The organism is Leptolyngbya sp. BL0902, from assembly GCF_016403105.1.
Classification (GTDB): domain Bacteria; phylum Cyanobacteriota; class Cyanobacteriia; order Phormidesmidales; family Phormidesmidaceae; genus Nodosilinea.
This window is the reverse complement of the sequence record NZ_CP046155.1, coordinates 2,657,644-2,684,264: the sequence shown is the minus strand read 5'-3', so window position 1 is coordinate 2,684,264 and position 26,621 is coordinate 2,657,644. Positions and strand designations below refer to the sequence as shown.

Here is a 26,621-nt window from a genome sequence, read left to right as displayed (position 1 = left end):
ATGTCTGTATCATAGGCTACGGTTTTATTGGGATTTATTTTTTTGACAATTCTACATAGACCCGTCCTTGGGTCAAAACACCAAAATCCCCACTAGGTCAGCCTTGCAGCCTAGTGGGGACGGGGGGCTTCATCCATTCGCGGGAGGCAGGGCCTTGCCCCTGTAAGGCGGAGACATCGCTCAGCCCAGAGCTATCTCCATGGAGGACGGAATGGCGTTAGTTGTTGACCCTCAGATCCGCTTGGGTGGTGATATCCAGGGCGCTGGGGCGGATCACCACCACCGTGTTGTTGGAGGTGGTGGTACCGGACGTGCCCGTGAGGATGCTGCCCACAATCGAGCCCAGGGTATTGTTTCCAGTGATGGAGGTGAGGATGGACTGGGCGGCACTGGTAATGACAGCTCCCTGGAGGTCGTTGTTGCTGACATTGTTCGTCGCAGCAACGGCACTCGATTCAGCGCTGAGGGCATAGTTGCGGTTGTTCACCATGATGCTATCGGCCACAAACTTGGCTGCCGTCACCTGGGCTCCCACAATGTTGACGGGGACAATTTGACCCTGCACCGTGCTGCCAGCGGGAATTAAGGTCTGTCCCTGGGCATTGAGGACAGGCTGGGTAGTCTGGAAACTGGTGGCAACGGTTTGGCCGGGGGCAACCACAATATCAATGTCGTTATTGCCGGGATAGCGCACCGCCAGCCGGGTACCCCGTGGCACCACCCCCGATACCACCACCGGAGTCCCTGGATTGCTGGTGCCGTTGCCCACAATATAGTTATTGGCGCTCATCCCCGCTTGGATGGCAGGCATCCGGCCCTGGGCCACCATGGCTTGGTACACAAAGGCGGCAATATCGGCGCGGGTAGCTGTGGCCACAGGGCGCAGGCTGTCCACGTTGGGATAGTTCACCACCATCCGGCGTTCAGTGGCAGCGGCCACGGGGCTACGGCCATAGTCTGGGATTTGGTTGGCATCCCGAAAGACCCCTAGCACCTCATTCACCGAGCCATTGGGGCTGAAAGTAAGGCCGTTGGCTAGGGCCACTAGGGCTTGAACCCGAGGAATTTGTTGCTCCGGCTGAAAAACATTGCCGGGATAGCCAGACATGAACCCCTGACCGTAGGCATTGGCAATGGCATTGGCTCCCCAATAGTTGGCTGGGACGTCGCTAAATCGGGGGGATGAACGGTTGAGGGGTTGGTCAAAGGCATTGCGAACAATGGCTGCAAACTGGGCACGGGTGACGGCCTGATCGGGCTTGAAGGTGCCATCGGGAAATCCGGCAATGATGCCCTGAGCCGCTAAGTTTTCGATGAAAGGCCGCGCCCAGTAGTTATCGCCAACATCGGTAAAGGTGGCTGTTTGGGCTTGGGCAGGCGTTGAAAAACCTAGGAGGGCGACCCCAGCGAGGGCTCCTAGCGTGAAGGGCTGGGCTGCTTGGGTGAGGGTTGAGAACATGGCTAATCGTTGCTCCATAAATTGACACAAAAAATAAAATTTGGTCGGGAAATTTCGTTGAATCGCCCGATCAAGTCGCGAAGGCTAGAGTTTCAGAGCTAACGTTTGACCTTGGCTAAAGGCCAGCAACCATTGCCCTGAAGGTCTGGAGGTAGTGCGCCGCTCCTCCTGTAGACCTCTGCTCTAGGGTGACTTGTTCCCGTGGCCTCGGAAGAATTTCAACAGGTTTTATACAGGTTTTATTCTGAATTGCAGGATCAACAACCGGGGTCTACCCCTAGCTTTCCCCATGCGGTTCTCCTGGTTGGCCTAGCCCCGATAGCCTCAACCCCCAGGGCAGAATAGCCGCCTGGGCCACCTCCGTGGCAGATAAGACATCCGCCCTACCCTGTGGGCCGAGGCAACGTTTGGCGTATCCCAAGCTCAGGTGGACGCGGTTCCAGTGCCGTCCCGCAAACCTTCGTTGCTGCCATAGCTTTGCTGCCCCCGGCTAGCAACTATTCAAGGACAAACCCGAAAAACCCTGACTCTACCACGATGGGAGCCAGGGCGATGAGACGTCATCTAAGATTAAGGTGGCTGTGGAGTCGGTCGGTTGACTGCACCCCAGGTCAAAAGCAAAAAGCGGGGCGTTAGAACTTGTTTAGGTTCAAGCCTGCGGCCTTGGCCATGGCGTCAATGCCTTTGGTTTCCAGAGTCTTGATGGCTTTGGTAGAAAGACGCAGCTTCACCCAGCGGTTGCCCTGGGGCCACCACACCCGCTTCTCTTGCAGGTTGGCCTCTTGCAGGCGCTTAGTACGACGGTGGGAGTGGGAAATGGCAAAGGCGTTGTTGGCCTTTTTTCCAGTTAGCTGACACTTACGGCCCATGGGTATTCTCCGGCAACGTTCAAACGGCACAATGACACAGTCTCTAATCATAGCAGGCTTAACAGAAAAATCGAACCCTTGCTGAGCCCTGAACAGGGCAAACCCCTGCTCCCCCAATTGGGCCACCTAGCCCCGTGGGGGAGGCGTTCCCTCCTGGTCTCGATCTAGTGACAGGTGTTAATCAATGGAAAGCTGTGGATAGAGCGGATGATGGCGTATCACAGAGACAAGCCACGGGCTATGCTGTTCCTAGCGCCATCCCATTGCCATGACTCTTCTAGCTGTATTCCTCTAGCTTTATCTATGCTTGACCCGACTGTTGATAGTTTTGCTGTGCAGGTGAATGGCGAAACCAAAGCCTGCTCTCCCCACACCTCTCTACCTGCATTTTTGGTCTCCCTAGGGCTCAATCCTCGGCTGGTAGCTGTGGAATACAACGGTGAAATTTTGCACCGCCAGCTCTGGGAAACCACCCAAATTCGCCCCCACGACCGTCTAGAAATCGTCACCATTGTGGGGGGTGGCTAGAGGGGGACAGTCGATCAGGTGGCCGTGGCTAGCCCCCGTTTTCCCTGAGATCGGCTACCCTAATCGGTAGATTTGCCTTGTCCACTCCAACCGCTGCGTTAAAACTGCTGTGCTAAAACGGATTTTTCTTCTAGCTGCCCTTGCCCTAGGCGGCTTTGCTACGGCTCCCCAGCCCGTCCAAGCCCAGGCCCTTACCCCCTATATTCTGCCCCTAGACTATGAGTTGATGAACGAACAGGGGCGCTATCTGGCTAGCGAAGCCCAGCAACTAGCGGAATATCGGCAGTTTAACCGCGCCCTCACCCTCGCCCAACTGGCGGCCCAACTCGCTCCCAATGATGCCCAGGTGCTAGCGCTCTTGGGTGGACTATACCTTCAGGCGGGCGAGCCGGAGCAGGCCCTTGCCCTGCTTACCCAGGCCAACACCCTCTCACCCGAAGAGCCCCGAATCTTGTTTGCCCTGGGGTCGGCCCATTTGCAGCAGCAAGACTATCGTCAGGCCGTCACCTTCCTAGAACGAGGGCTGCGCCGCGAACCCAACAACGCCAACGCCCTCTTTGACCTCGGCAATGCCTACCTGCTGCTCCAGCAGTACGACCAAGCCATTGCCCGCTTTACCGCTTCCGTGCAGGCCCAGGAGGACTTTTGGCCCTCGGTCAACAATATTGGGCTGGTGCTCTACGAACAGGGCGATGCCAACCAAGCCGTCGCCAAGTGGGAGGAAGCCCTTGCCATGGCAGGCGGAGAAGAGCCCGAACCCAAACTTGCCATCGCTGTCGTCCGCTATGCCCAGGGCAACTGTCGCGCCGTGGCCAATGCGGGCAGTAGTCTTTGCCAAAGTGCGCTCTCCATGGGCATGACCGCCCTCGAACAGGATAGCCGCTACGCCGATGAAGCCTTCCTGCGACAAAATCTATGGGGCAATCGGCTGATGAACACCACCCAGCAGTTTTTCAGCGCTCCTCCCGTTCGCAGCTTAATCGCTGAACTGTAGGGCATCAAAGCCACTGGCCCTAGATACCGCGCCACAAGCGCCGACAAGATCAGGCCACCCATAGAGCGGCAATCCCTTTGCAGTGGGTACCTGCTGAGGGGCACCTTGTGGCAGGCACATTACAAAGTGTCAACAAACCTGAAACCTTTTCGCCTCCGGTGAAGACAACTCTCTAAAGCCTAACGGCAAGCTAGGCGGACAACGATCTGTTGGAGAGGAGAGGACATGAACTGGACTTACATGGCGGGCGGTGGATTGGCCCTGTGGCTGTTGTCCCAGGGGAGTGCCCTAGCCAACCTGACGGGGCAGTCTCCTAATCTAGGCGTTGTAGCCAATAGCCCCGCCGCCCCTGAGGAAGAGGCGTTGGAGGCCAATTCTCAGCAACCGTCACCGGATGATCTTTTCAGCCCCTTCCCCTGGGCCGATCTGCTTGATGGCGACCTTCAACAGCCGTTACGGGTGGGCGAATACAACCGCATCACGGCCAGGATGTGGAGGGATCTCAATGATCAACGCGCCCTGAGATCTGACAGCATTCAAATCGCCTGTGACGCCCTGGGTAGCGATATGCGGTATTTGCGGGGCCGAGTACCCCGCCAAATTGAAGATGCCTATCGCCAAATGGCCCCCTTCCAAACCAAAGGGTTAACGCCTGGATTCGCCCAAAGTTCAGTTGATTCAGGCGCTAAATCCAGCGATTGGCTGACCGATGCCATCGGTGCAGAGGACTACACAGAAGCCGAAGCCATTCTAGAGCTAATTCGTTCTGGAGAAGACCCCCACCTCTACGAAACCTACAGGCCGTTGTTCAGTCATTTTCTCAGCCTGAATCTGGACGATTACCTCGATCCAACCCAGGATGATGCGCCCCTGTCTCGATCTGAATTCCTAGGCTATATCGAAATCCTCCATCAGACCTGGCAAGATCCCACCGGGGGATTAGAGCGCCATGAGCGTTTTTTAGCAGAATCAGATCGGCTAATTCAAGAGCTATTAACCATGCTGCGGGAGGTGCGGCGATCCCTAGCGACGCTGGAGGCCACCAAAACCCATGCCAGCCTTTCGCTAACAGAAATACCCCAACAGACCGTCACACCCGTCGCCCTGCCATCATCCCCATCTGCGCTGTATATAGCCCAGTCAACCACTCTCAACATCGACCTAGACGAGGAGGCTTTTGTCACCCGACGCGCCTTTTTACTGGCCATGATAGAACTGCTGTCATCTGTAGAGATTGCTCTTTTTCAATACATCCCTTGGTGTGGTGATTATCGGGTTGAAAATGAGGATAATCTAGCCCAAGAAATGCAGTGGGAAGTGGATAGTCTGATTCGCGATCTCGACACCTTGAACTTTGAGATTCTGGAATTAGTGAATACTCAGCTTCGTTAGTCGTTCCACCTACAGCGGTTCTCAGACTAGTACGGTATGGGCAAGGGGCTTAAGCCCCTTGTTCTCAGAAGTCTTCTGATAGATGAGGTGTACCTCGCTGGAGAGAGAACCGCCATAGAGAATCATCGGATAACAATGAAAAGTATTGGGTCTAACAGAAATTCCTTCGGAGTGAATCTTTGTGCTGATCCTGTGACATTCTGCAAAGAATCTCAAGATTGATACTGATCATTTTCTTAAGAGATGGGGGCAAATCAATCATCTGCCCAGAGAATACGGGTGGATTAAACCTGGGAAAGGTTCCCCTGTCCTAGCGTTTTCCCGCCGTCGTTATTCCGCACCGACCCGTATGAGCCGAATTCAACCGCCCCAAGCCCAAGGTCTGTACCATCCCCAATACGAGCATGATGCCTGTGGTGTGGGCTTTATCGTCCACATGAAGGGGGCGCAGTCCCACAGTATTGTGCAGCAGGGGCTAACCATTTTGGTGAACCTGTCCCACCGAGGGGCGGTGGGGGCCGAGGCCAACACGGGTGACGGGGCCGGGATTTTGCTGCAAATGCCCCATAAGTTTATGGCCAAGGTGGCGGCGGCGGAAGGCATTACCCTGCCCGAACCGGGGCACTACGGCGTGGGTCTGTTTTTTGCCACGCCTGACCCAGCGGATCGGGCCAAGGGTCGGCGGCTGTTTGAGCGCATTGTGGCAGAAGAGGGGCTGCGGGTGCTGGGCTGGCGGGATGTGCCCACGGACAATGCCTCCCTGGGCGAAACTGCGAAGGCCAGCGAACCCTTTATGGAGCAGGTGTTCATTGAGCGCTCTGGCGATGTGGCCGATGAGTTGGCCTTCGAGCGCAAGCTGTACGTGATTCGCAAGCGTTCCCACTCCGCCCTGCGGCCCACGGGCATCGATCCCTACTGGTATGCCACCAGCCTGTCCTGCCGCACGTTGGTTTACAAAGGGATGCTGACCCCAGAGCAGGTGGGGCTGTATTTCCCGGATTTGGCCGACCCGGACATGGAAAGCGCCCTGGCCCTGGTGCATTCCCGCTTTAGCACCAACACCTTCCCCAGTTGGGAGCGCTCCCACCCCTACCGCTACATCGCCCACAACGGCGAAATCAACACCCTGCGCGGCAACATCAACTGGATGTATGCCCGTCAGTCGATGTTTGATACCGACCTGTTTGGCGACGACCTGCGGCGCACCCAGCCCGTGATTAATAAGGACGGCAGCGACTCCGGCATTTTTGACAACACCCTAGAGCTAATGGCGCTTTCGGGCCGATCCTTGCCCCACGCCATGATGATGATGGTGCCGGAACCCTGGACGGCCCACGAGTCCATGAGTGCTGAGAAAAAGGCGTTCTACGAGTACCATGCCTGCCTGATGGAACCCTGGGATGGCCCCGCTGCCATCGCCTTCACCGACGGCACCATGATGGGCGCGGTGCTAGATCGTAACGGTCTGCGTCCCTCCCGCTACACGGTGACGAAGGACGACCTGGTGATCATGGCTTCAGAAGCCGGGGTGCTGCCCATCGCGCCGGAGAATGTGGCCTACAAGGGTCGCCTAGAGCCGGGGCGGATGTTCCTGGTGAATATGGACGAGGGCCGCATTGTGGCCGACGAGGAAATCAAGCAGCAGATCGCCACCGAGCAACCCTACCGGGAATGGCTGGATCAGCATTTGGTGAAGCTGGCTGATCTGCCGGAGGACGCGGAGATGCGGGGACAGGGAGATGCGGAGAGTCGCCCACCCCTACCGATTCTGCAAACGGCCTTTGGCTATAGCTTTGAGGAACTGCGGCTGTTGCTGAAACCGATGGCGGAAAACGGCGTGGAAGCCGTGGGTGCGATGGGGACGGATACGCCGTTGCCCGTATTGTCGAACAAGCCCCGCCTGCTGTACGACTATTTCCACCAGCTCTTTGCCCAGGTGACGAACCCGCCCATCGACTCCATCCGCGAGGCGATTATCACCTCGGCCCAAACCACCATTGGCAGCGAGCGCAACCTGCTGAAGCCAGAGCCCGAAAGCTGTCGGCTGATTAGCCTCAACACGCCCATCATCACCAATGCCGAACTGGCCAAGCTGAAGAAGGCTGGGGACAGCGGTTTCCCCTCGGTGACGCTGCCGATGGTGTTCAAAGCATCTGAGGGCGAAGCGGGGCTGAAAGCGGCTCTGGATACCATTTGTGCGGCGGCGGATGCGGCTATCGCGGAAGGCAAGAGCCTGATCATCCTGTCCGACCGGGATATCGACGCCGACCATGCCCCCATCCCTGCCCTGCTGGCGGTGGCTGGATTGCACCACCACCTGATTCGCAATGGCAGCCGTACCCGTGTGGGTCTGGTGCTGGAATCCGGCGAACCCCGCGAAGTCCACCATTTCGCCACCCTAATCGGCTACGGCTGCGGCGCGATCAACCCCTACCTGGTGTTCGATACCATCCAGGGCATGATGGACGACCAGCTTTTGCCGCCGATGGATTTCGACAAAGCCTGTCAGAACTTCATCAAGGCCGTCACCAAGGGCGTGATCAAAATTGCCTCCAAGATTGGCATTTCCACCATCCAGAGCTATCGCGGTGCCCAGATTTTTGAAGCCCTGGGCCTGAACCAAAGCGTGATTGACCAATACTTCACCTGGACGGCCTCTCGCATTCAGGGCGTGGGGCTGGAGGTGCTGGCGGAAGAAGCCCTCAAGCGCCACCGCCATGCCTTCCCGGATCGGCCCAGCGAAACCGTCACCCTGGATGTGGGCGGCGATTACCAGTGGCGCAAGGAGGGCGAGGCTCACCTGCTCAGCCCGGAGGTGATCCACACCCTGCAACGGGCGGTACGCACCGGGGATTACGAAGCCTACAAACAGTACGCCAAGCTGGTGAATCAGCAGGACAAGCAGCTTTTCCGCCTGCGGGATTTGCTTCAGTTCAAACAGCGGGAGCCAATTTCCATTGACGAGGTGGAACCCATTGAGGCGATCACCCGCCGCTTCAAGACCGGGGCCATGAGCTACGGGTCAATCTCCAAGGAAACCCACGAAGCCCTGGCCATTGCCATGAACCGCATCGGCGGCAAATCCAACACGGGCGAGGGCGGCGAAGACCCGGAACGCTACACCTGGACGAACGACCAGGGCGACTCGAAAAACAGCGCCATCAAGCAGGTCGCGTCGGGACGGTTTGGGGTGACGAGCCTCTACCTCTCCCAGGCCAAGGAAATTCAAATCAAGATGGCCCAGGGCGCAAAACCCGGTGAAGGGGGTCAACTGCCCGGTCGCAAGGTCTACCCCTGGGTGGCCAAGGTGCGCCACTCCACCCCCGGTGTGGGCCTGATTTCGCCGCCGCCCCACCACGATATCTATTCCATCGAAGACCTGGCGGAACTGATCCACGACCTCAAAAACGCCAACCGCGAAGCCCGCGTCAACGTCAAGCTGGTGTCGGAAGTCGGGGTGGGCACCATCGCCGCTGGGGTGGCCAAGGCCCACGCCGATGTGATCCTGATCGCCGGATTCGACGGCGGCACCGGAGCCTCGCCCCAAACCTCCATCAAACACGCCGGATTGCCCTGGGAACTGGGCCTCGCCGAAACCCACCAAACCCTGGTGCTGAACAACCTCCGCAGCCGCGTGGTGGTGGAAACCGATGGCCAAATGAAGACCGGACGCGACGTGGTGATCGGTGCCCTGCTGGGGGCCGAAGAATTTGGCTTCTCCACCGCCCCCCTAGTCTCCCTCGGCTGCATCATGATGCGCGTCTGCCACCTCAACACCTGCCCCGTGGGCGTGGCGACGCAGGATCCCGCCCTCCGCAAACACTTCATGGGCGACCCCGACCATGTGGTCAACTTCATGCGGTTCATCGCCCAGGAAATGCGGGAAATCATGGCCTCCCTCGGCTTCCGCACCATCGACGAAATGGTGGGCCGCACCGATGTGCTAGAACCCAAAGCCGCCATCGACCACTGGAAAGCCAAAGGGCTAGATCTCTCCCCCATCCTCCACCAGCCGGAAGTTAGCCCTGAAGTCGGTCGCTATTGCCAAATGGCCCAGGATCACGGCCTAGAGACTTCCCTCGACATGACCCAACTGCTGGATCTCTGTGCCCCCGCCATTGAACGGGGCGAGAAGGTCAGCGCCACCCTGCCGATCCAAAATACCCACCGCGTGGTGGGTACCATCCTCGGCAACGAGATCACCAAACGCCACTGGGAGGGACTACCGGAGGACACCGTTCACCTCCACTTCCAGGGCAGTGCGGGCCAAAGCTTCGGGGCCTTCGTACCCAAGGGCGTTACCCTCGAACTGGAGGGCGAGGCCAACGACTACCTGGGTAAGGGCCTCAGCGGTGGCAAAATCCTCCTCTACCCGCCGAAGCAGTCTACCTTCGTCCCCGCCGAAAATATCATCACCGGAAACGTCGCCTTCTATGGGGCCACCAGCGGCGAAGCCTTCATCCGGGGGCTGGCCGGGGAGCGGTTCTGTGTCCGAAATTCCGGCGTAACGGCTGTGGTGGAAGGGGTAGGCGACCACGCCTGCGAATACATGACCGGGGGCAAAGCCATCGTCCTAGGCCGCACCGGGCGCAACTTCGCGGCAGGCATGAGCGGCGGCATCGCCTACGTGCTGGATGAATCGGGCGACTTCCCCACCCGCTGCAACCGCGAAATGGTAGACCTGGAAACCCTCGAAGATCCCGAAGAAATCCGCGACCTTCAGGAACTGATCCAGCGCCATGTGGGCTACACCAACAGCAAACTGGGTCAGCGCATTCTCGACAACTGGGACGACCTGTTGCCCAAGTTCGTCAAGGTGATGCCCCGCGACTACAAACGGGTGCTGCAACACATCCAAAAAGCCCTCGCCGATGGCCTCACGGGGGACGATGCCCTGACGGCAGCGTTTGAAGAAAATGCCCGCGATGTGGCCCGCATTGGCGGCAGCTAGATCACCCGTAGATACTGTGTTAGGCGATGGCCGTCAAGGGGTGGCTCTTGGCTCAGTTTTTAAGGCAGGGCAGGGTTTGAACAAACTTGCGGATTCCCTCTAAGATTTTAGAAATACTTATGTTGCTAAAGTCCTGCGTCCCATGTCTTCCCCTGCCTCTTCCGTTTCGGCCTCCGCAACAGCGACCAATCCTTTGCTGACGTTAGATTACATACCTGCCCTAGAAGCCCTGGGGGATGAGTATTACGATGTGGTGGAAGCGGCGGATTTTCCGGCCCATCAACTGCGGTTTCGCAATGATGACCTGGTGCGGCGGCTGGGGCTAGATCCGGCGGCGGTGAGCGACGAGCACGTTATCCAAGCCTTTGGCAAGTTTGAGGGCCGGGAACCCCTGCTGGCCCTGCGCTACCACGGCTATCAGTTTGGCGAATACAACCCCTTTTTGGGGGATGGGCGCGGCTTTCTCTACGGCCAGGTGCGGGGTGTCGATGGCGAACTCTACGACTTTGGCACCAAGGGATCGGGTACCACGCCCTACTCGCGGGGCGGCGATGGACGGCTGACCCTGAAGGGCGGCGTGCGGGAGGTGCTGGCCTCGGAAGCACTCCATGCCCTGGGCGTCACCACATCCCGTACCTTTAGCCTAGTGGAAACCGGGGAAGCCCTGTGGCGTGGCGATGAGCCTTCCCCCACACGGTCGTCGGTGATGGTGCGGTTTAGCCGTTCCCACCTTCGCTTTGGCACCTTTGAACGGCTGGAATACCACAATCGGCCCGACCTGATCGCCAAGCTGCTGGAGCACGTTATCGACGTTTACTATCCAGCGGTGCGCCTGTTCACCGATTCCCAGGAGCGGTTTGTGCGCTTCTACGATGAACTGGTGGAGCGGGTGGCGCAGTTGGTGGCCCAGTGGATGGCCGTGGGCTTTTGCCATGGGGTGCTGAACACCGACAACATGTCCATCACCGGGGAAAGCTTTGACTACGGCCCCTACGCCTTCATGGACAAGTTTGACCGTCGCTTCACCGCCGCCTATTTCGACTACTCAGGCCGCTATAGCTACGGCAACCAGCCGATCATCTGCCAGATGAACCTAAAGGCGCTGCAAAAGCCCCTGAAACTGGTGATGCCGGAAGCGGAAATGGATGCCGCCCTCGCCCAATACAAAGACCGCTATCAGCACCACTACCAGCAGCTGATGCTGAGAAAACTCGGCTTTGGGGCCGATCAAATCGCCCTGCTAACGGACGACCTCGCCACTACCTTGGTGAACCAAACCCAAGAACTTCTGGCCGCTGTGGAAGTGGGCTACCACGACTTTTTCCTGGGCCTAACCCAGCAATTTTCCCCTCAGTGGCGGGCGGAACTAGATCCAATTTTGGCCACCACCCTAGAAGCCTCCGACCCCGCAGCGGCGGAACGACTCCAGCTTTGGCGGCAGTGGTACCATCAGGCGCTGCAATCTCTCCCAGAATCCGCCCTGGAGAAGATTCAGCACACCCTGCGAACCACGAACCCCGAAACCGTGCTGCTGCGGCCCGAAATTGAGGCCATTTGGGAACCGATCACCGTCGAAGACAACTGGCAACCGTTCTATGACCTGCTGCAACGGGTACAACAGCCCTTTGGGGGCTAAGGTTAAATCCTGCTTGGCTACCCTGGATGCGCCTATGGTGCATTGCGGCTAACCAAAGCGATCAGAGGGGGGCCAATAGGGTTGCAGCCGCGAATGCGCCCTGCCCTGGGTTTTAAGGACAATGGGGCAATCATGTCGTTAAACCTGGGCGAGGAGAGTGCTGAGGGAGCGGTCGATCACCTGCTTTAGCACTAGGGCCGTCCAGTCTATATCCGCAGCGGTGGTGTGCCGCCCCAGGCTCAGCCGAATGCCGCATTTGGCCGCACGTTCGCCATAGCCCATGGCGGTGAGGATAGGGCTGGGGGTAAGGGTGCCGCTGTTGCAGGCCGCTCCGGCACTGATGCCGATGCCTGCTAGGTTCATCTGCCGCACCAGGGTTTTGCCGCTCACCCGTTCGCCATCGCCGCTGGTGAGGCAGAAACTGGCGTGGTGGGGCAGTCGGTGGTCTAAATCTCCGGTGGGCACCAGTCCAGGCACATCCGCCAGTTGGGAAAAGAGTCGATCCCGCAAGACCGTCAGCCGCTGGGTTTCTTGGGTCATTTCTTGCTGGGCCAAGGCCGCCGCCACCCCAAATCCGGCAATGCTGGGCAAGGCTTGGGTACCCGACCGCAGGCCCATCTCCTGACCACCGCCCCCCAAAAGGGGCCGCAACGACACCCCAGGCCGCACGTATAGGGCACCAACTCCCTGGGGGCCGTAGATTTTGTGGCTTGACAAAGACAGTAAATCAACGGGCAAGGTTTGAACATCAATGGGCAGGCGTCCGGCCACCTGCACGGCATCGGTGTGGAAGATGGCCCCGTGGTCGCGGGCGATTTGGCCCAACTGGGCGATGGGTTGCAGGGTGCCCACTTCGCTTTGGCCGTAGATGATCGACACCAGCACCGTGTTGCTTTGCAGGGCGCGACGCAGCACCTCAGGATGAACCCGCCCCCGACTATCCACGGGCAAACGGGTGACTTGCCAGCCCTGGGCTTCGAGGAATTGGGCGGGTTGGTTAATGGCGGAATGCTCCACCGCCGAGATAATGACGTGCTGGGGCCGCTCGAAGGTGTGGGCAATGCCCAGCAGGGCGAGATTATCGGCCTCGGTGCCGCCAGCGGTAAACAAGACCGATTCCGCTGGGGCATGGATCAGCCCCGCCACCTGGAAGCGAGCTTGCTCTAGCACGGTGGCGGCGCGGTTGCCCCACTGGTGCAGGCTGGAGGGATTGCCCCACTGATCCGCCATTACCGATTGCACGGTGGCGATCACCTCCGGGCGCGGTGGCGTGGTGGCGCTATAGTCCAGATAAATTTGCATCGCCCAATCCTCTCCCGCGTTGGCCTTTGGGGATGATCCCCATCGCCTATCCTAGCAGGGTGCTAGGGCAGGCCACGCCTCCCCAGCCCGATTCTCGGCGCGATGCGGCCCAGTCTGGGATGCGCCTTCCCAGGCCATGGCTTCGTCACTATCGCGATGGGCCTCGTAGGTCAATGTAAACTTTCGTACTTCCTCACACCATCCTCGCTGACAGGAGACATACTTTGGCATCTCTGCGATATCAGCAGGTTCCGCTAGCCCTTGGGCGGCTCTCTGGGGTGGCGGAGGTCGTCAGCCCAATCCTAGGGACGGGCAACGTGAACCTCTGATCCCCTAGGCTAATGCCCTGATCGGCGGCGGTAGTCCGGGCTTGGGTCAAGGCTTGGGCCATTGCTTCCACTTGGTCAACTCCGGTGTGTTGCAGCGCCACCAGCCACGCCCAACCCAGATCCACCAAATCGGCCACGGCGACGCCGCCATAGCTGGGTTCAAAGGGACGCAAACGGTTGACGCCTTCGCCAATCAAAATGGTGGCTCCGCGCCAGTTGTGGTTGCCCAGGTGATATAGCCCTACGGCAATCTGCAAAATGCCCTGATAGAACGGTTTTTCCATGGATTCTGCTTCCATCCACAGCGCTTCTAGCACATCGTGGCAAGCGTAGTATTCACCCTGATTAAACAGGGTAATTCCGGCAGTGAGGGAGATCTCAGGGTTGGTGTTGGAGATGTTCTCTGGGGCGCTCTCAGGGGCGTTCTCAGGGGCACTTTCTAGAGGGGAATCTGGGGTGTTTTCCAAAGGAGGGAAATCCGGCATGGGTGACGAGGGAAATCTGGCGTAGACAAGGGAACTGGCACAGGGCGCTAGTTTCATCCTAAGGCAGAGGTGATATTCTCCATTCTGAGTGTGTGTGATGAGGAAACGAGTATGGTAAGTTCTCCGGTTCGGCCTACGGGAAGTGCTCCCGTTGGGCAGCGGGATCGTTCCCAAGACTTTGCGGGGGCACTGGCGGGGCTACATCTGCCCAACACCCCTTTATTTGGCACCGACGGCATTCGCGGCAAGGCGGGGGATTTGCTGACTGCTCCCCTCGCCATGGAGGTGGGCTATTGGGCGGGGCAGGTGTTGCGTAGCCAAGGCCAAGCCCACGGCCCCATCATTGTCGGTCAAGATTCTCGCAACTCTGGCCATATGCTGGCCAATGCCCTTTCGGCGGGGCTCACTTCAGCGGGGCTGGATGTGTGGCATTTAGGGCTTTGTCCTACTCCCACGGTGGCTTACCTGGCCGAATCCTGCGACGCCATGGGCGGCATTATGGTGTCCGCCAGCCACAACCCCCCGGAGGACAACGGCATCAAGTTCTTTGGCGGCGATGGCACCAAGCTCAGCAGCACTGTCCAGGCCACCATTGAAGCCGCCCTGCGTGGTCACACCGAAGGGCTGAACCTAGAGCCTACTCCCGGCTGGGGCCAGTGCTACTATCGGCCCGAACTGGTGAACCGCTACATTAGCTTTTTGCAAGAGCCGCTGCTGCCCAACCTCGACCTGCGCGGCATGAAGGTGGTGCTAGATCTGGCCTGGGGTTCCGCTACCCGCTTGGCCGAGCAGGTCTTCCAAGCCACCGGGGCCGAGGTGGTGATCCTCCACGGCAGTCCCGACGGCAACCAAATTAACGTCCACTGCGGATCTACCCACCTGGAGCCGATCAAAGCCGCCGTGAAAGCCCACGGAGCCGACCTCGGTTTTGCCTTTGATGGCGACGCCGACCGGGTGATGGCTGTGGATGCCGAGGGCCGGGTGGTGGATGGCGACTATATCCTCTACCTCTGGGGCAAGCACCTGCAAGCCCAAAATCGCCTGCCCGACAACACTATCATTTCCACGGTGATGGCCAACCTGGGCTTTGAGCGGGCCTGGGAAAAACTGGGCGGCACCCTGGTACGTACCAAGGTGGGCGATCAGTACGTCCACGCCGAAATGGTGAACCGAGGAGCCAAGCTGGGCGGTGAACAGTCTGGCCACATCCTCTGCCACCACTACAGCCTCACGGGCGACGGCATCCTCACCGCCCTGCATCTGGCCTCCCTCGTGCAGCGCCTTGGCGGTTCCCTCTCGGCCTTGATTGACCAAAGCTTCCAGACCTACCCCCAGCGCTTGCAAAATGTCCGTGTTACCGACCGAGAGCGGCGGATGCACTGGCAAGGTTGTGACCCCGTGCAGCGGGCCATTGCCGAAGCCGAAGCCGCCATGGGCAGCGAAGGCCGTGTCCTTGTACGCCCCTCCGGCACCGAACCCGTGATCCGCGTCATGGTGGAAGCGATTCAGCAAGACCTGGTGGATTACTGGACGCAGCACATTTCTACCGTTGTGGCCAACCACCTAGCGGTCTAAAACAGCCACTCAATCCAACCCACTCAACGAACCCGGCCTCTCACCCTAGCGCCCTGTCATGGCCCTAGCTAGGGAGCATAGCGCCGGGTTTTTTGTGGGCTGTTTTGCCCGGGGAGACGCTCTGCGCATGGCCTTCTGGAGGAAAGGAAGCAACGCGGAACTGCCCCTTCTTCACCCTGGCTTTGTCCTCAGATTCAGACGCCCTTTCACCTGGTTTTTGGGGATTCAATCAGATACTTTTACGACTTTTTTGACCTTTGTTTTTTTAACCTTTAATTAGACGCAATCTAACTACGAAGAAAGGGAACCTCATCACCTTTCAGAACAGAGATTGCGATAAATCCGTATTTTCTCTAGGGTGGGTATTAAGGGCTAAAGTAGAATTACGGATACAACATTAAAAAGTATTGCGGGAGTAATTTTTTTGGCGCAGGAGTGTTGATTTGATAAGGCGCTTGGGTAAGCTCTAAATTATGATCAATAACTACATTCTCTTGAGCATTGCTTCTATGACGCTGCCTTAGTCCCTGTGTCTTAATACCTGATCTCTTAAATTTCATCGCTACGCATCGCTCCCCTTGCGAAGGAAGGCACCTTTCACCTGCTCATTATTGGCTCAAAATTCGTTGGCTATGGCGACCCTGTCACCCCTGCACGGCAGACTCGCTGCCAAGCTACGGCTGACTTCCAGGATTTCGGGCTCATTTTGCCATGCCGCTGATATTCGAGGGCCTGGGTGCCTTGGATTTCTCTAGATGGATGGTGGTCTGGGCGCGAAGGGAATTTATCCCCAGCATCACCTCCAAAATTTGGCCGACACTCGCTTGTTTCTACCTCCATCAATTTCCCTGGTGATATTTCTATGACGAGTTCTATTGAGTTTGCGCCTACCTCTTCTGAATGGGTAAATCTACCGCGCACGGGCGATACCAATAAGGGGGCTACCGATGGCGTGTGGACGGCCAATGCCTCGGATTTGGTGGGGAATGACGCGAACCCCTACCTGCAAATCCAGGCCGACGGCAACGGCAACATTGCCTTCAAGGTGCTGGCGGAACCCCAGTCGGGCAACTTCAAGGCGCTGATGGGGATTTTTGTGGACGTGGATGGCGACGGCAGCCCCGACTTCACCATTCAGTTGGATGTGGTCAACGTCACGGGTGGCTATACCGTGGGCCAACTCCAGTTCATCCCCATTCTGACGGGCATCACCGCCGAGGCCAACACTCGACCCAATAACACGGTGATTCCGGCGGCCAACTCTGGCACCTACTTCAACCTCAAGGACGGCAGCCAAACTCAGCCCGACAATGTGCGTGTGTTTGGCTTTGGCACCGGGGCGGATGGGTTCCTAAATTCCGACGTGGACGGCGACGGTAGCCGTGAAAACTACTACGTTTTTAGCTTCAGCTTGGCCCAGTTGGATACGTTCCGTAACCTGGTGGCCAATACCTATAACGGCGGCACAGCCAACTCGGTTTACAAGGAAATCCCCCAGTGGCCGACGGATCAGACCCGGATCTATGCGGCGGGTCTGACGGCCTCTAATAGTTTGAACGCCATCAACGGTGATATTGGCGGTGGCCCCTATACCACCAGCAGCACTTGGCGGGATATTTTTGGCTATCAGCCGCCCCTGCCCCCCATTGCCGCCAACGATGCGGCCACGGTATTAGAAGACGGTGGCCCTGTCACAGGCAACCTGCTGGCCAACGACAGCGACCCCAACAACGACCCCCTGCGGGTGAGCCAGTTTGTCCTCAACGGCACCACCTACACCCTCAATGCGGGCAACCCCTCCCAGACGGTTATCCTGGCAGGCGTTGGCACCTTCACCCTTGGCCAAGACGGCAGCTACAGCTTTACCCCCATTGCCAACTATGCGGGGCCAGTGCCCCTGGTGACTTACACCGTGTCCGATGGGGCGTTGTCTAGCACCGCCACCCTGGCCATTAGCATCACCCCCGTCAACGATGCCCCCACCGCTGCCAGCAGTACCCTCACCATCAACGAAGACACGGGCTATGCCTTTTCGGCCAATGACTTTGGCTTTGCCGACCCCAACGATACCCCCGCCAACGGCTTCCAAAGCGTCGTCATTACCACCCTACCCACCGCTGGCACCCTCACCCTCAACGGTGTTGCAGTAATCGCAGGGCAAGAAATTAGCGTAGCTAACCTGGCTAACCTGGTCTACACCCCAGGGCAGGATGAAAACGGCAACGGCTACGCCAGCTTTACCTTCCAGGTGCGAGACAACGGCGGCACCGCCAACGGTGGCACGGATCTCTCTGCCCCCAGCACCATTACCTTTGACGTGACCCCGGTGAACGATGCCCCGGTGGCCAATGTAGACACCGCCATCGCCCGCGAAGAGGGGTTCAATACCAATACCAGCACGGTCATCACCCCCGGCATTAACCCCAGCGGCAATGTGCTGGATAACGACACCGATGTGGATGCGGGCGACACCAAAACCGTCGCTAGTATCTTTAACCCGGTGACGGGTAACGGTGGCTCTCCAGTCGCAGGCAGTACCTCAACCTCAAGCGCCATCGTCATCACTGGCGCATACGGCAACTTAGTCCTTGGGGCCGACGGCAGCTACATCTACGAAGTAGACAACGCCAACCCCACGGTGCAAGCCCTGCGCTTGCAGACCGACACCCTCACCGAAACCTTTACCTATACGGTGCGCGATGCCGCTGGGGCCACCTCCACCAGCACCCTCACTGTCACCATTCAAGGGGCCAACGACGCCCCCGTTGCCAACGACGACTTCAACTTTGCGACCGGAACCGCAGGCTCGATGGGCACTGAGGTTGTTAGCGGCAACGTTCTCACTAACGACACCGATGTGGATGCGGGGGATACCAAAGCCCTAGCAGGTACAAGCGCCAGCGCCAATGGCACCTCTCCTGGGGCAACCGTCACCACAACAATTACCCTGGCCAGCGTGCTCGGTATTGAGGTGGGGCGGTTTGTCCGCTACAGCAGCGATGGTTCGACACTAAAGGATGCTGGTGGCAATAACATTACTGTCACCGCCATTAACGGCAATACCGTTACTCTATCTGGCGGAGGCACGACTTCTGCTGTCAGTAACGGCTTAAGTCTACTATTTGCCACGGTGCCCACTGGAAACGGTACCACTCCGGTTACAACCACGGTAAGCTCCTTTGTCTCGGCCACGGCTCCCAGCAACACCATTAACCTAAGTGCTATTGATGGCACGGTGGTTGCCGGAATGACCATCACGGGCATCGATGCCGGGGGCAATGCCTTCACCCGCACCGTGACGGCGGTAACGAGTAACTCCATCACCATCGACGGAGCAGCCCTCAGCGTTAGCACAACCAGTCCGGCCCTGAGCTTTACCAATACCATCAGTGGCCCCGTCACCCTCATTGGGCAATTTGGCACCCTCAGCCTCAACCACGGGGGCGTTGCCGGGGCCTATGTCTATACCCCCAACAATGGCCTAGCCGCAGGTACCTACGCCGACACCTTTAACTACACCATGCAGGATGCATTGGGGGCCACCAGTTCGGCCACCCTCACCATCAACCTTCAGGTGCAGCCCGCCCCGCCCACCGCCAACCCTGATATCGCGACGGCCATTGAAGTTGGTAACGGGATTGCGGGAACGAATCCGTCGGGTAACGTAATTACAGGCCCCGGCGGCGTGGATGTGGGGTCTACCCTGTCTGTGCAGCGGGCCTGGGCGTCTACCACCACCACCGAAACAAACGTTGGCACGAACACCGTCATCAATGGCCAATACGGCACCCTGACTATCAGCAGCACTGGCGAGTATACCTATACGCTGAACAACACCCTGCCAGCGGTTGAGGCGCTGCGTACCGCCACCGATACCCTTACCGAAACCTTCTTCTATCGGTTGACCAACGGCACCCAAACCGACGTCACCACCCTGACGATTACGATTCAGGGCAGCAACGATGCCCCCATTGCCACCGCCGATACGGCCACGGCCACCGAAGCCGGGGGCACGGACAACACCGTACCGGGCTTTAACCCCAGTGGCAATGTGTTGGCCAACGACACCGATGTGGACGCGGGGGATACCAAAACGGTATCAGCGGCGAGCGTGGGGGCAGGCGCACTCACCAACCTGTCGGGGGGCACCATTACCCTCACGGGTACCTACGGCAACCTGGTACTGAATGCCGATGGCAGCTACACCTACACCCTGAGAAATGGAGACGCCAACGTCAATGCCCTCGCCGCTGGGCAAAGCGTCAACGATGTCTTTACCTACCAGATGCAGGATACGGCGGGAGCCCTATCCACCAGCACCCTCACCATCACCGTCAATGGGGCCAACGATGCTCCGATAAACACCACGCCTGCCTCCATTACTGCCGCCGAGGGCATTGCTACGTCAATTGTGGGGATTAGCGTGGGCGACCCCGACAACAACCCCAGCCAAACCCTGACCAGCGAACTCGCAACCGTGCGGTTGACGGTTAACCATGGTTCCCTGACCATCGGCAACCTGAACGGGGCTACCATTAGCAGCGGGGGTAACGGTACCGCCACCCTCACTCTCTCCGGCACCCAGGAGCAAATTAACGCCGCTCTCGCCACCCTAAGCTACCAGGGAGATGCCTACTTCAGCGGATCCGATAGCCTCACGGTGGTCTCTACTGATGGGCTGGGCCTGAGCGATACCAGCACCATTGCCCTCAACGTCACCCCCGATAATCGCGCCCTCACCGTCAGCAGCCCCACCGTCAATGAAGCCTCACCCTATGCGGTGTTTACCGTCGATGGCGTGGTTGGGCAAAAGGTGGGCCTCTCCCTCACGGGCCTCACCGCTACCCTGGGTGCAGACTTCTCCCCCAACCTGGAATACTGGGACGGCACCAAATGGGCGGCCTACACTGGGGTGCCTGTAGAGATTCCCGGCACCAATCCGGGGGGATCCGCCAGTGGTGGACAACTCTTTGTTCGCACCGCCATTCTGGATGATGAAGCCTTTGAAGGATCCGAAACCTTCCGGCTCACCGCTACCAATACCGCTGGCACTCAGTACAACGGTACGGGCACCATCCGCGATGATGGCACGGGCCTGATTTTCAATAACAACGGCGTCAGCGACGGCAGCGCTAACGGTTCCGTTACCAAAGACGATGACCGCCCCCTCACGGTCAGTAGCCCCACGGTTAACGAAGCCTCACCCTTCATCATCTTTGAAGTGGGCGGAGCCGCAAACCAGTGGGTACAGCTTGCTCTCAACGGCGGCAGCGCCACCCTCGGCACCGACTTTGGCGATACCCTCCAATACTGGAACGGCACCGCCTGGGTGAATTACACCGCCAATAGCTTGATCCAACTGCCCAATAGCGGCCCGCTGCTGGTGCGTACCACCATCACCAATGATGGCACCTACGAAGGGGCCGAGAACTTTGGCCTCACCGCCACCAATACCGGGGGCGGCGTTACCCAGGGCATCGGTACCATCGTCGATGACGGCACCGGGGAGAAATTTACAGGCGATGTGGATGGTAATGGCAATCCGGTCAAGGAGACAACGGGACTAGACAACGACCTGCGGGTGGATGTGGTAGCCGCTGGCCCGGTCAACGAAGCCTCGCCCTATGCCTTCTTCACGGTGACGGGTACCGCTGGCGAAAACCTGTTCCTCACCCTCGGCAACACCGCTATCACCACCGACCAAGACGCCACCATCAGCGGCTTCACGGTGGAATACTCCATCGACGGCGGCACCACCTGGCTCACCTACAGCACCGGGGATGACGACTACTCCGTTCCGGTAATTCCTGGGAGTGGCAGCGTTTTAGTTCGGGTCAACATCGCCTCCGAATCCGACACAGTCTTTGAAGGCCCCGAAACCTTCACCCTCACGGGCAGCATCGCCACCGGGGCCGGAGCCACCAGTACCGCCACGACCACCATCGTCGATAACGGTACGGGGGTGAAATATCCCGGCACCCTCACAGGCAGCATTCCCACCACCGACACCACCAATCTGGACGACGACCGTGCCCTGGCAGTAAATAGCATCACCGTCAACGAAGCCTCACCCTTTGCGGTATTCACCGTCACGGGGGTCGCGGGTCAACAGGTGCAGCTTGCCCTGGCCAACGGTACGGCCACCAGCCCCGCTGACTTTGGCACCGCCCTGGAATACTGGAACGGCAGCGCTTGGGTGAGCTATACCCCTGGCAGCTTTGTGGCGATTCCGGCGGGGGGCACGACCCTGCTGGTGCGTAACCCGATTGTCAATGACGCCACCTTTGAAGGCCCCGAAACCTTCACCCTCACTGCCACCAACACGGGCGGGACGGGGAATAGCGGCACCGCCACCATCGTGGATAACGGCACTGGGGTGAAATTCCCCGGCACGGTGACGGGCGGCGTTCCCACCACCGACACCACCAACCTCGATGACGACCGTGCCCTGGCGGTAAACAGCATCACCGTCAACGAAGCCTCACCCTTTGCGGTATTCACCGTCACGGGGGTCGCGGGTCAACAGGTGCAGCTTGCCCTGGCCAACGGCACCGCCACCAGCCCCACTGACTTTGGCACCGCCCTGGAATATTGGAACGGCAGCGCTTGGGTGAGCTATACCCCTGGCAGCTTTGTGGCAATTCCGGCGGGGGGCACTACGCTACTGGTGCGTAACCCGATTGTCAATGACGCCACCTTTGAAGGCCCCGAAACCTTCACCCTCACTGCCACCAACACGGGCGGGACGGGGAATAGCGGCACCGCCACCATCGTGGATAACGGCACTGGGGTGAAATTCCCCGGCACGGTGACGGGCGGCGTTCCCACCACCGACACCACCAACCTCGATGACGACCGTGCCCTGGCGGTAAACAGCATCACCGTCAACGAAGCCTCACCCTTTGCGGTATTCACCGTCACGGGGGTCGCGGGTCAACAGGTGCAGCTTGCCCTCAGCGATGGCACCGCCACCAGCCCCGCTGACTTTGGTGCAGCGCTGGAATACTGGAACGGCAGCGCCTGGGTGAGCTATACCCCTGGCAGCTTTGTGGCAATTCCGGCGGGGGGCACTACGCTACTGGTGCGTAACCCGATTATCAATGACGCCACCTTTGAAGGCCCCGAAACCTTCACCCTCACCGCCACCAACACGGGCGGGACGGGCAACACAGGCACCGCCACCATCGTGGATAACGGCACCGGGGTGAAGTATCCCGGCACCCTCACGGGCGGCGTTCCCACCACCGACACCACCAACCTAGACGACGACCGAGAGTTTGGAGTCAGCAGCATTGTCGTTAATGAAGCCTCGCCCTACGCAGTCTTTACGATTACGGCGGAACCGGGTAAGCAGGTAACGCTTGCCCTCAGCGATGGCACCGCCACCAGTCCTGCCGACTTTGGTACCGCTCTGGAATACTGGAACGGCACGGCCTGGGTGAACTACACCGCTGGAACGTTGATCACCATTTCCGCCAGTCGCACGTTGCTGGTGCGGAATCCTCTGGTCAACGACACCACCTTTGAAGGCCCCGAAACCTTTACCCTCGCCGCCACCAATGACCTAGGGGCCGTGGTGACAGGCACCGCCACCATCGTAGATGACGGCACGGGGGTGAAATATCCCGGCACGGTGACGGGTGGACTGCCCACTGCCGACACCACCAATCTGGACGACGACCGGGAATTGGCGGTAAACAGCATCACCGTCAACGAAGCCTCGCCCTTTGCGGTGTTTACCGTCACAGGGGGAGCAGGCCAACAGGTGCAGCTTGCCCTCAGCGATGGCACGGCCACCAGCCCCGCTGACTTTGGCACCGCCCTGGAATACTGGAACGGCAGCGCCTGGGTGAGCTATGCCCCTGGCAGCTTTGTGGCGATTCCGGCGGGGGGCACGACCCTGCTGGTGCGGAACCCGATTATCAATGATGCCACCTTTGAAGGCCCCGAAACCTTCACCCTCACCGCCACCAACACGGGCGGGACGGGCAACACAGGCACCGCCACCATCGTGGATAACGGCACCGGGGTGAAGTATCCCGGCACAGTAACGGGCGGCGTTCCCACCACCGACACCACCAACCTCGACGACGACCGGGAATTGGGCGTTAACAATATCACCGTTAATGAAGGATCGCCCTACGCGGTGTTTACCGTTACGGGGGAAGCGGGCAAGGGCATCACCCTGGCTTTGGTCGATGGTGCGGCCAAGATCTCGGATGACTACGGCCCAGGGCTGGAATACTGGAACGGCACCAGTTGGGAAAACTACAGCGCGGGTGCTGTCATCACCCTTCCCCTGAGCCGCACGCTGTTGGTACGCACGGCGATCCTCAACGACAGTATCTTTGAAGGCCCCGAGACCTTTAGCCTAACCGCGACGAATGATGTGGGCACGGTAGCAACAGGGACGGCCACCGTTGTGGATGACGGCACGGGAGTGAAGTTCCCAGACATGGCTCCCGACCCCAGTGGCAACCCCGTCACCAATACCACCAACCTTGACAACGACCTGCGGGTCAATGTGGCGGCGATTGGCCCAGTGAACGAAGCTTCGCCCTATGCCTTCTTTACCGTGACAGGTACCGTAGGCCAACCTCTTTCTCTGGCCCTGGGCAACACCGCCACCACCGCTGACAAAGACGCCACCATCGGCGGCTTTACGATGCAATACTCCACCGATGGCGGAGCCACCTGGCAGCTTTACAGTAAGCCGCCCATCATCCCCAGCAGCGGTACCGTTCTCGTCCGGGTAAATATCACCTCCGAGGCCGACACCACCTTTGAAGGGCCAGAAACCTTTACCCTCACGGGCCGCATCGCCACCGGAGCCGGAGCCACCAGTACCGCTACCGCCACCATCGTGGACAACGGTACAGGCTCCCGATACCCCGGCACCGTTACGGGGGGTGTTCCCAATCGCACAACTATTAACCTGGACGACGACCGCTTGCTGAGTGTCAACAACATTACGGTCAATGAAGCCTCGCCCTATGCGGTGTTTACCGTTACTGGGGCCACGGGGCAACAGGTGAAACTGGCCTTGGCGGGCGGCACCGCCACCCCCGGCGCAGACTTTGGCACCGCCCTGCAATACTGGAACGGCACTAGTTGGGTGAACTACACCGCCAACAGCTTTGTCCCCATTCCCCCTGGCGGCACCACCCTGCTGGTTCGCACCACCATCATCAACGACACCCTCTTTGAAGGGGCCGAAACCTTCCGGCTCACCGCCACCAACACCGGGGGCACAGGCCGCACGGGTACCGCCACCATCCGCGATGACGGGGCTGGGGTGAAATACCCTGGCACGGTCAGCGGCGGCGTGCCTGTGACCAACACCACGAATCTGGATAATGACAGCAGTCCGGTCAACGTCCCGCCTGTCACCGTGGGCACCATCGCCAATCGGACTAATAACGATGGTGCGACGATTGCTCCGCTGGACATTCGGAGCTTCTTCCGTGACCCCAATGGCGACAGGCTGACCTACAGTGTGCGGGGGCTACCCACGGGCCTCCGTCTGGATCCCGCAACGGGCATCATTAGTGGCACGATTAACCGCAGCGCCTCCCAGGGGGGAAGCAATGGGCTGTATACAACCGTCATCACCGCCAACGACGGCAAGGGCGGCACCACCAGCCAAACCTTTACCTGGCAGGTGAGCAACCCCCTCCCCATCGCCGTCAACGACCGGGCCAGCGTGACAGAAGACCGGGTGCTGCGGGCTACGGGCAACCTGATGGCCAATGACCGCGACCCCGATGGCGATCCGATTTCCGTGATCAATGTACGCGGGAATACGACGGGGCGAGTCGTGGGCACCTATGGCACCCTGGTTTGGGGAGCCAATGGCACCTATACCTACACCCTCAACAACGCCCTGGCCTCGGTGCAGCGGCTGGGGGCGGGGCAAACCGTCAATGATGTCTTTGCCTACACCATCCGCGACCGCGATGGCGGCACGGCGAGGGCTAACCTCACGGTGGCCGTCAACGGCACCAACGATGCCCCCTTACTTGACCTCAACGGCAGCCTAGCGGGGACAGGACACACCACCACCTACAATGCTGCGCTGGGGCGGGTGGCCATTGCGCCCACCACGGTTCGGATTACGGATGCCGACAGTCCTCGACTGGTCTCCGCTACCATCACCCTGACCAATCGGTTGAATGGTAATGCGGAACGGTTGGTGGCTGGGCTGCTTCCTCCAGGGATTACGGCCCGCGCCTACAACCCCACCACCGGACAACTGGTGCTCACCGGATCAGCAACCTTGGCAGCCTACCAAGCCGCCATTGCCGCCATCACTTACCAAAATACGGCCCTCTATCCCAGCCGTCAAAACCGCACGATTCAAGTGGTGGTTAACGACGGCAGGGCCAACAGTAACCTGGCCACCACCGTGGTGCGTTGGTCGAACGAATTTTATGGCACCAATGGCAATGACATCATCAACGGCAGCAGCGGCAGCATTAGCGGCCTCAGCAGCACCAACGTGTTCTATGCGGGCGGCGGCGATGACATCGTGAACGGCGGCAGCAATGTCGATCTGATCTACGGCGGCACGGGCAACGACATTCTCAACGGCGGCGGCGGCAATGACCGGGTCTATGGCGAAGCGGGTGACGACATCCTCAACGGCGGCACCGGAGACGACTACCTGAACGGCGGCACCGGGAATGACATCCTCAACGGCGGCAGCGGTAACGATACCCTGATTGGCGGTGCCGGGAATGACATCCTCAACGGCGGCAGCGGTAACGACATCCTCGTGGGCGGCCCCGGCAGTGATCGGCTGACCGGGGGCCAAGGACGCGACATCTTCCGATTCAACGCCGTCAGCGAGGGCCTAGATACGATCACCGACTTCGAGATTTTGCAGGATCGCATTGATCTCAGTCAGATTGCGGGACTGCGCTGGGGCAATGTCGGCTTCCAGCAGCGCGGATCAGATACCCTGCTCTCGGTGACAATGGGTGGACAAAATCAACCTTTGGCCACCCTGCTGAATGTCAACGCCAACACCCTAACGGCGCAGCACGTTATCCTCCCTGGCCAAGTCTAAGCCCCTTGATCCCCTTCCCTACCGTTCACCTGT

12 protein-coding genes are annotated in these 26,621 nt (G+C 59.3%); 7 read left to right on the top strand and 5 right to left on the bottom strand.

Annotated features, from left to right (window positions below):
• Positions 1-217: 217 nt before the first annotated feature.
• Complete coding sequence (locus tag GFS31_RS11800; protein WP_225907396.1) at positions 218-1,477, bottom strand: S-layer homology domain-containing protein; 1,260 nt, start codon at positions 1,475-1,477, stop codon at positions 218-220.
• 614 nt (positions 1,478-2,091) lie between these two features.
• Positions 2,092-2,328 carry a 50S ribosomal protein L28 gene (gene rpmB, locus GFS31_RS11795; protein WP_198805015.1) on the bottom strand — a complete coding sequence of 79 codons (237 nt, stop codon included), beginning with the start codon at positions 2,326-2,328 and terminating at the stop codon, positions 2,092-2,094.
• Between the two features lie 303 nt (positions 2,329-2,631).
• Here rpmB and thiS point away from each other — a divergent pair, with 303 nt between their 5' ends.
• The 5 genes from thiS (at position 2,632) to GFS31_RS11770 (ending at position 11,829) form a co-directional block, all read left to right on the top strand.
• The gene (gene thiS / locus GFS31_RS11790) at positions 2,632-2,856 is read left to right on the top strand and encodes a sulfur carrier protein ThiS (protein WP_198805014.1); all 225 of its coding nucleotides are present in this window, start codon (positions 2,632-2,634) and stop codon (positions 2,854-2,856) included.
• Positions 2,857-2,965: 109 nt separating this feature from the next.
• Positions 2,966-3,850 carry a tetratricopeptide repeat protein gene (locus GFS31_RS11785; protein WP_225907395.1) on the top strand — a complete coding sequence of 295 codons (885 nt, stop codon included), beginning with the start codon at positions 2,966-2,968 and terminating at the stop codon, positions 3,848-3,850.
• Positions 3,851-4,075: 225 nt separating this feature from the next.
• A complete protein-coding gene (locus GFS31_RS11780; protein WP_198805013.1) occupies positions 4,076-5,242 on the top strand; it encodes a hypothetical protein in 1,167 nt (388 codons plus the stop codon).
• Positions 5,243-5,591: 349 nt separating this feature from the next.
• Positions 5,592-10,193 carry a glutamate synthase large subunit gene (gene gltB, locus GFS31_RS11775; RefSeq protein ID WP_198805012.1) on the top strand — a complete coding sequence of 1,534 codons (4,602 nt, stop codon included), beginning with the start codon at positions 5,592-5,594 and terminating at the stop codon, positions 10,191-10,193.
• Between the two features lie 142 nt (positions 10,194-10,335).
• Positions 10,336-11,829: a protein adenylyltransferase SelO gene (locus GFS31_RS11770; RefSeq protein WP_198805011.1), complete on the top strand. Its 1,494-nt coding sequence runs from the start codon at positions 10,336-10,338 to the stop codon at positions 11,827-11,829.
• Positions 11,830-11,967: 138 nt separating this feature from the next.
• Here the strand turns inward: GFS31_RS11770 and GFS31_RS11765 are convergent, their stop codons facing one another.
• The 3 genes from GFS31_RS11765 to GFS31_RS11755 are packed head-to-tail and all read right to left on the bottom strand — an operon-like array spanning position 11,968 to position 13,945.
• On the bottom strand, positions 11,968-13,131 hold the full coding sequence (locus tag GFS31_RS11765) for a cysteine desulfurase family protein (protein ID WP_198805010.1): 1,164 nt from the start codon (positions 13,129-13,131) through the stop codon (positions 11,968-11,970).
• 51 nt (positions 13,132-13,182) lie between these two features.
• Positions 13,183-13,362 carry a hypothetical protein gene (locus tag GFS31_RS11760; protein ID WP_198805009.1) on the bottom strand — a complete coding sequence of 60 codons (180 nt, stop codon included), beginning with the start codon at positions 13,360-13,362 and terminating at the stop codon, positions 13,183-13,185.
• Positions 13,363-13,372: 10 nt separating this feature from the next.
• Positions 13,373-13,945: a DUF309 domain-containing protein gene (locus GFS31_RS11755; protein ID WP_198805008.1), complete on the bottom strand. Its 573-nt coding sequence runs from the start codon at positions 13,943-13,945 to the stop codon at positions 13,373-13,375.
• A 111-nt stretch (positions 13,946-14,056) separates the two neighbouring features.
• Between GFS31_RS11755 and glmM the strand changes: the two genes are divergently transcribed.
• On the top strand, positions 14,057-15,520 hold the full coding sequence (glmM, locus tag GFS31_RS11750; protein ID WP_198805007.1) for a phosphoglucosamine mutase: 1,464 nt from the start codon (positions 14,057-14,059) through the stop codon (positions 15,518-15,520).
• 862 nt (positions 15,521-16,382) lie between these two features.
• A complete protein-coding gene (locus GFS31_RS11745) occupies positions 16,383-26,588 on the top strand; it encodes a VCBS domain-containing protein (RefSeq protein WP_198805006.1) in 10,206 nt (3,401 codons plus the stop codon).
• The last annotated feature ends 33 nt before the right edge of the window (positions 26,589-26,621 follow it).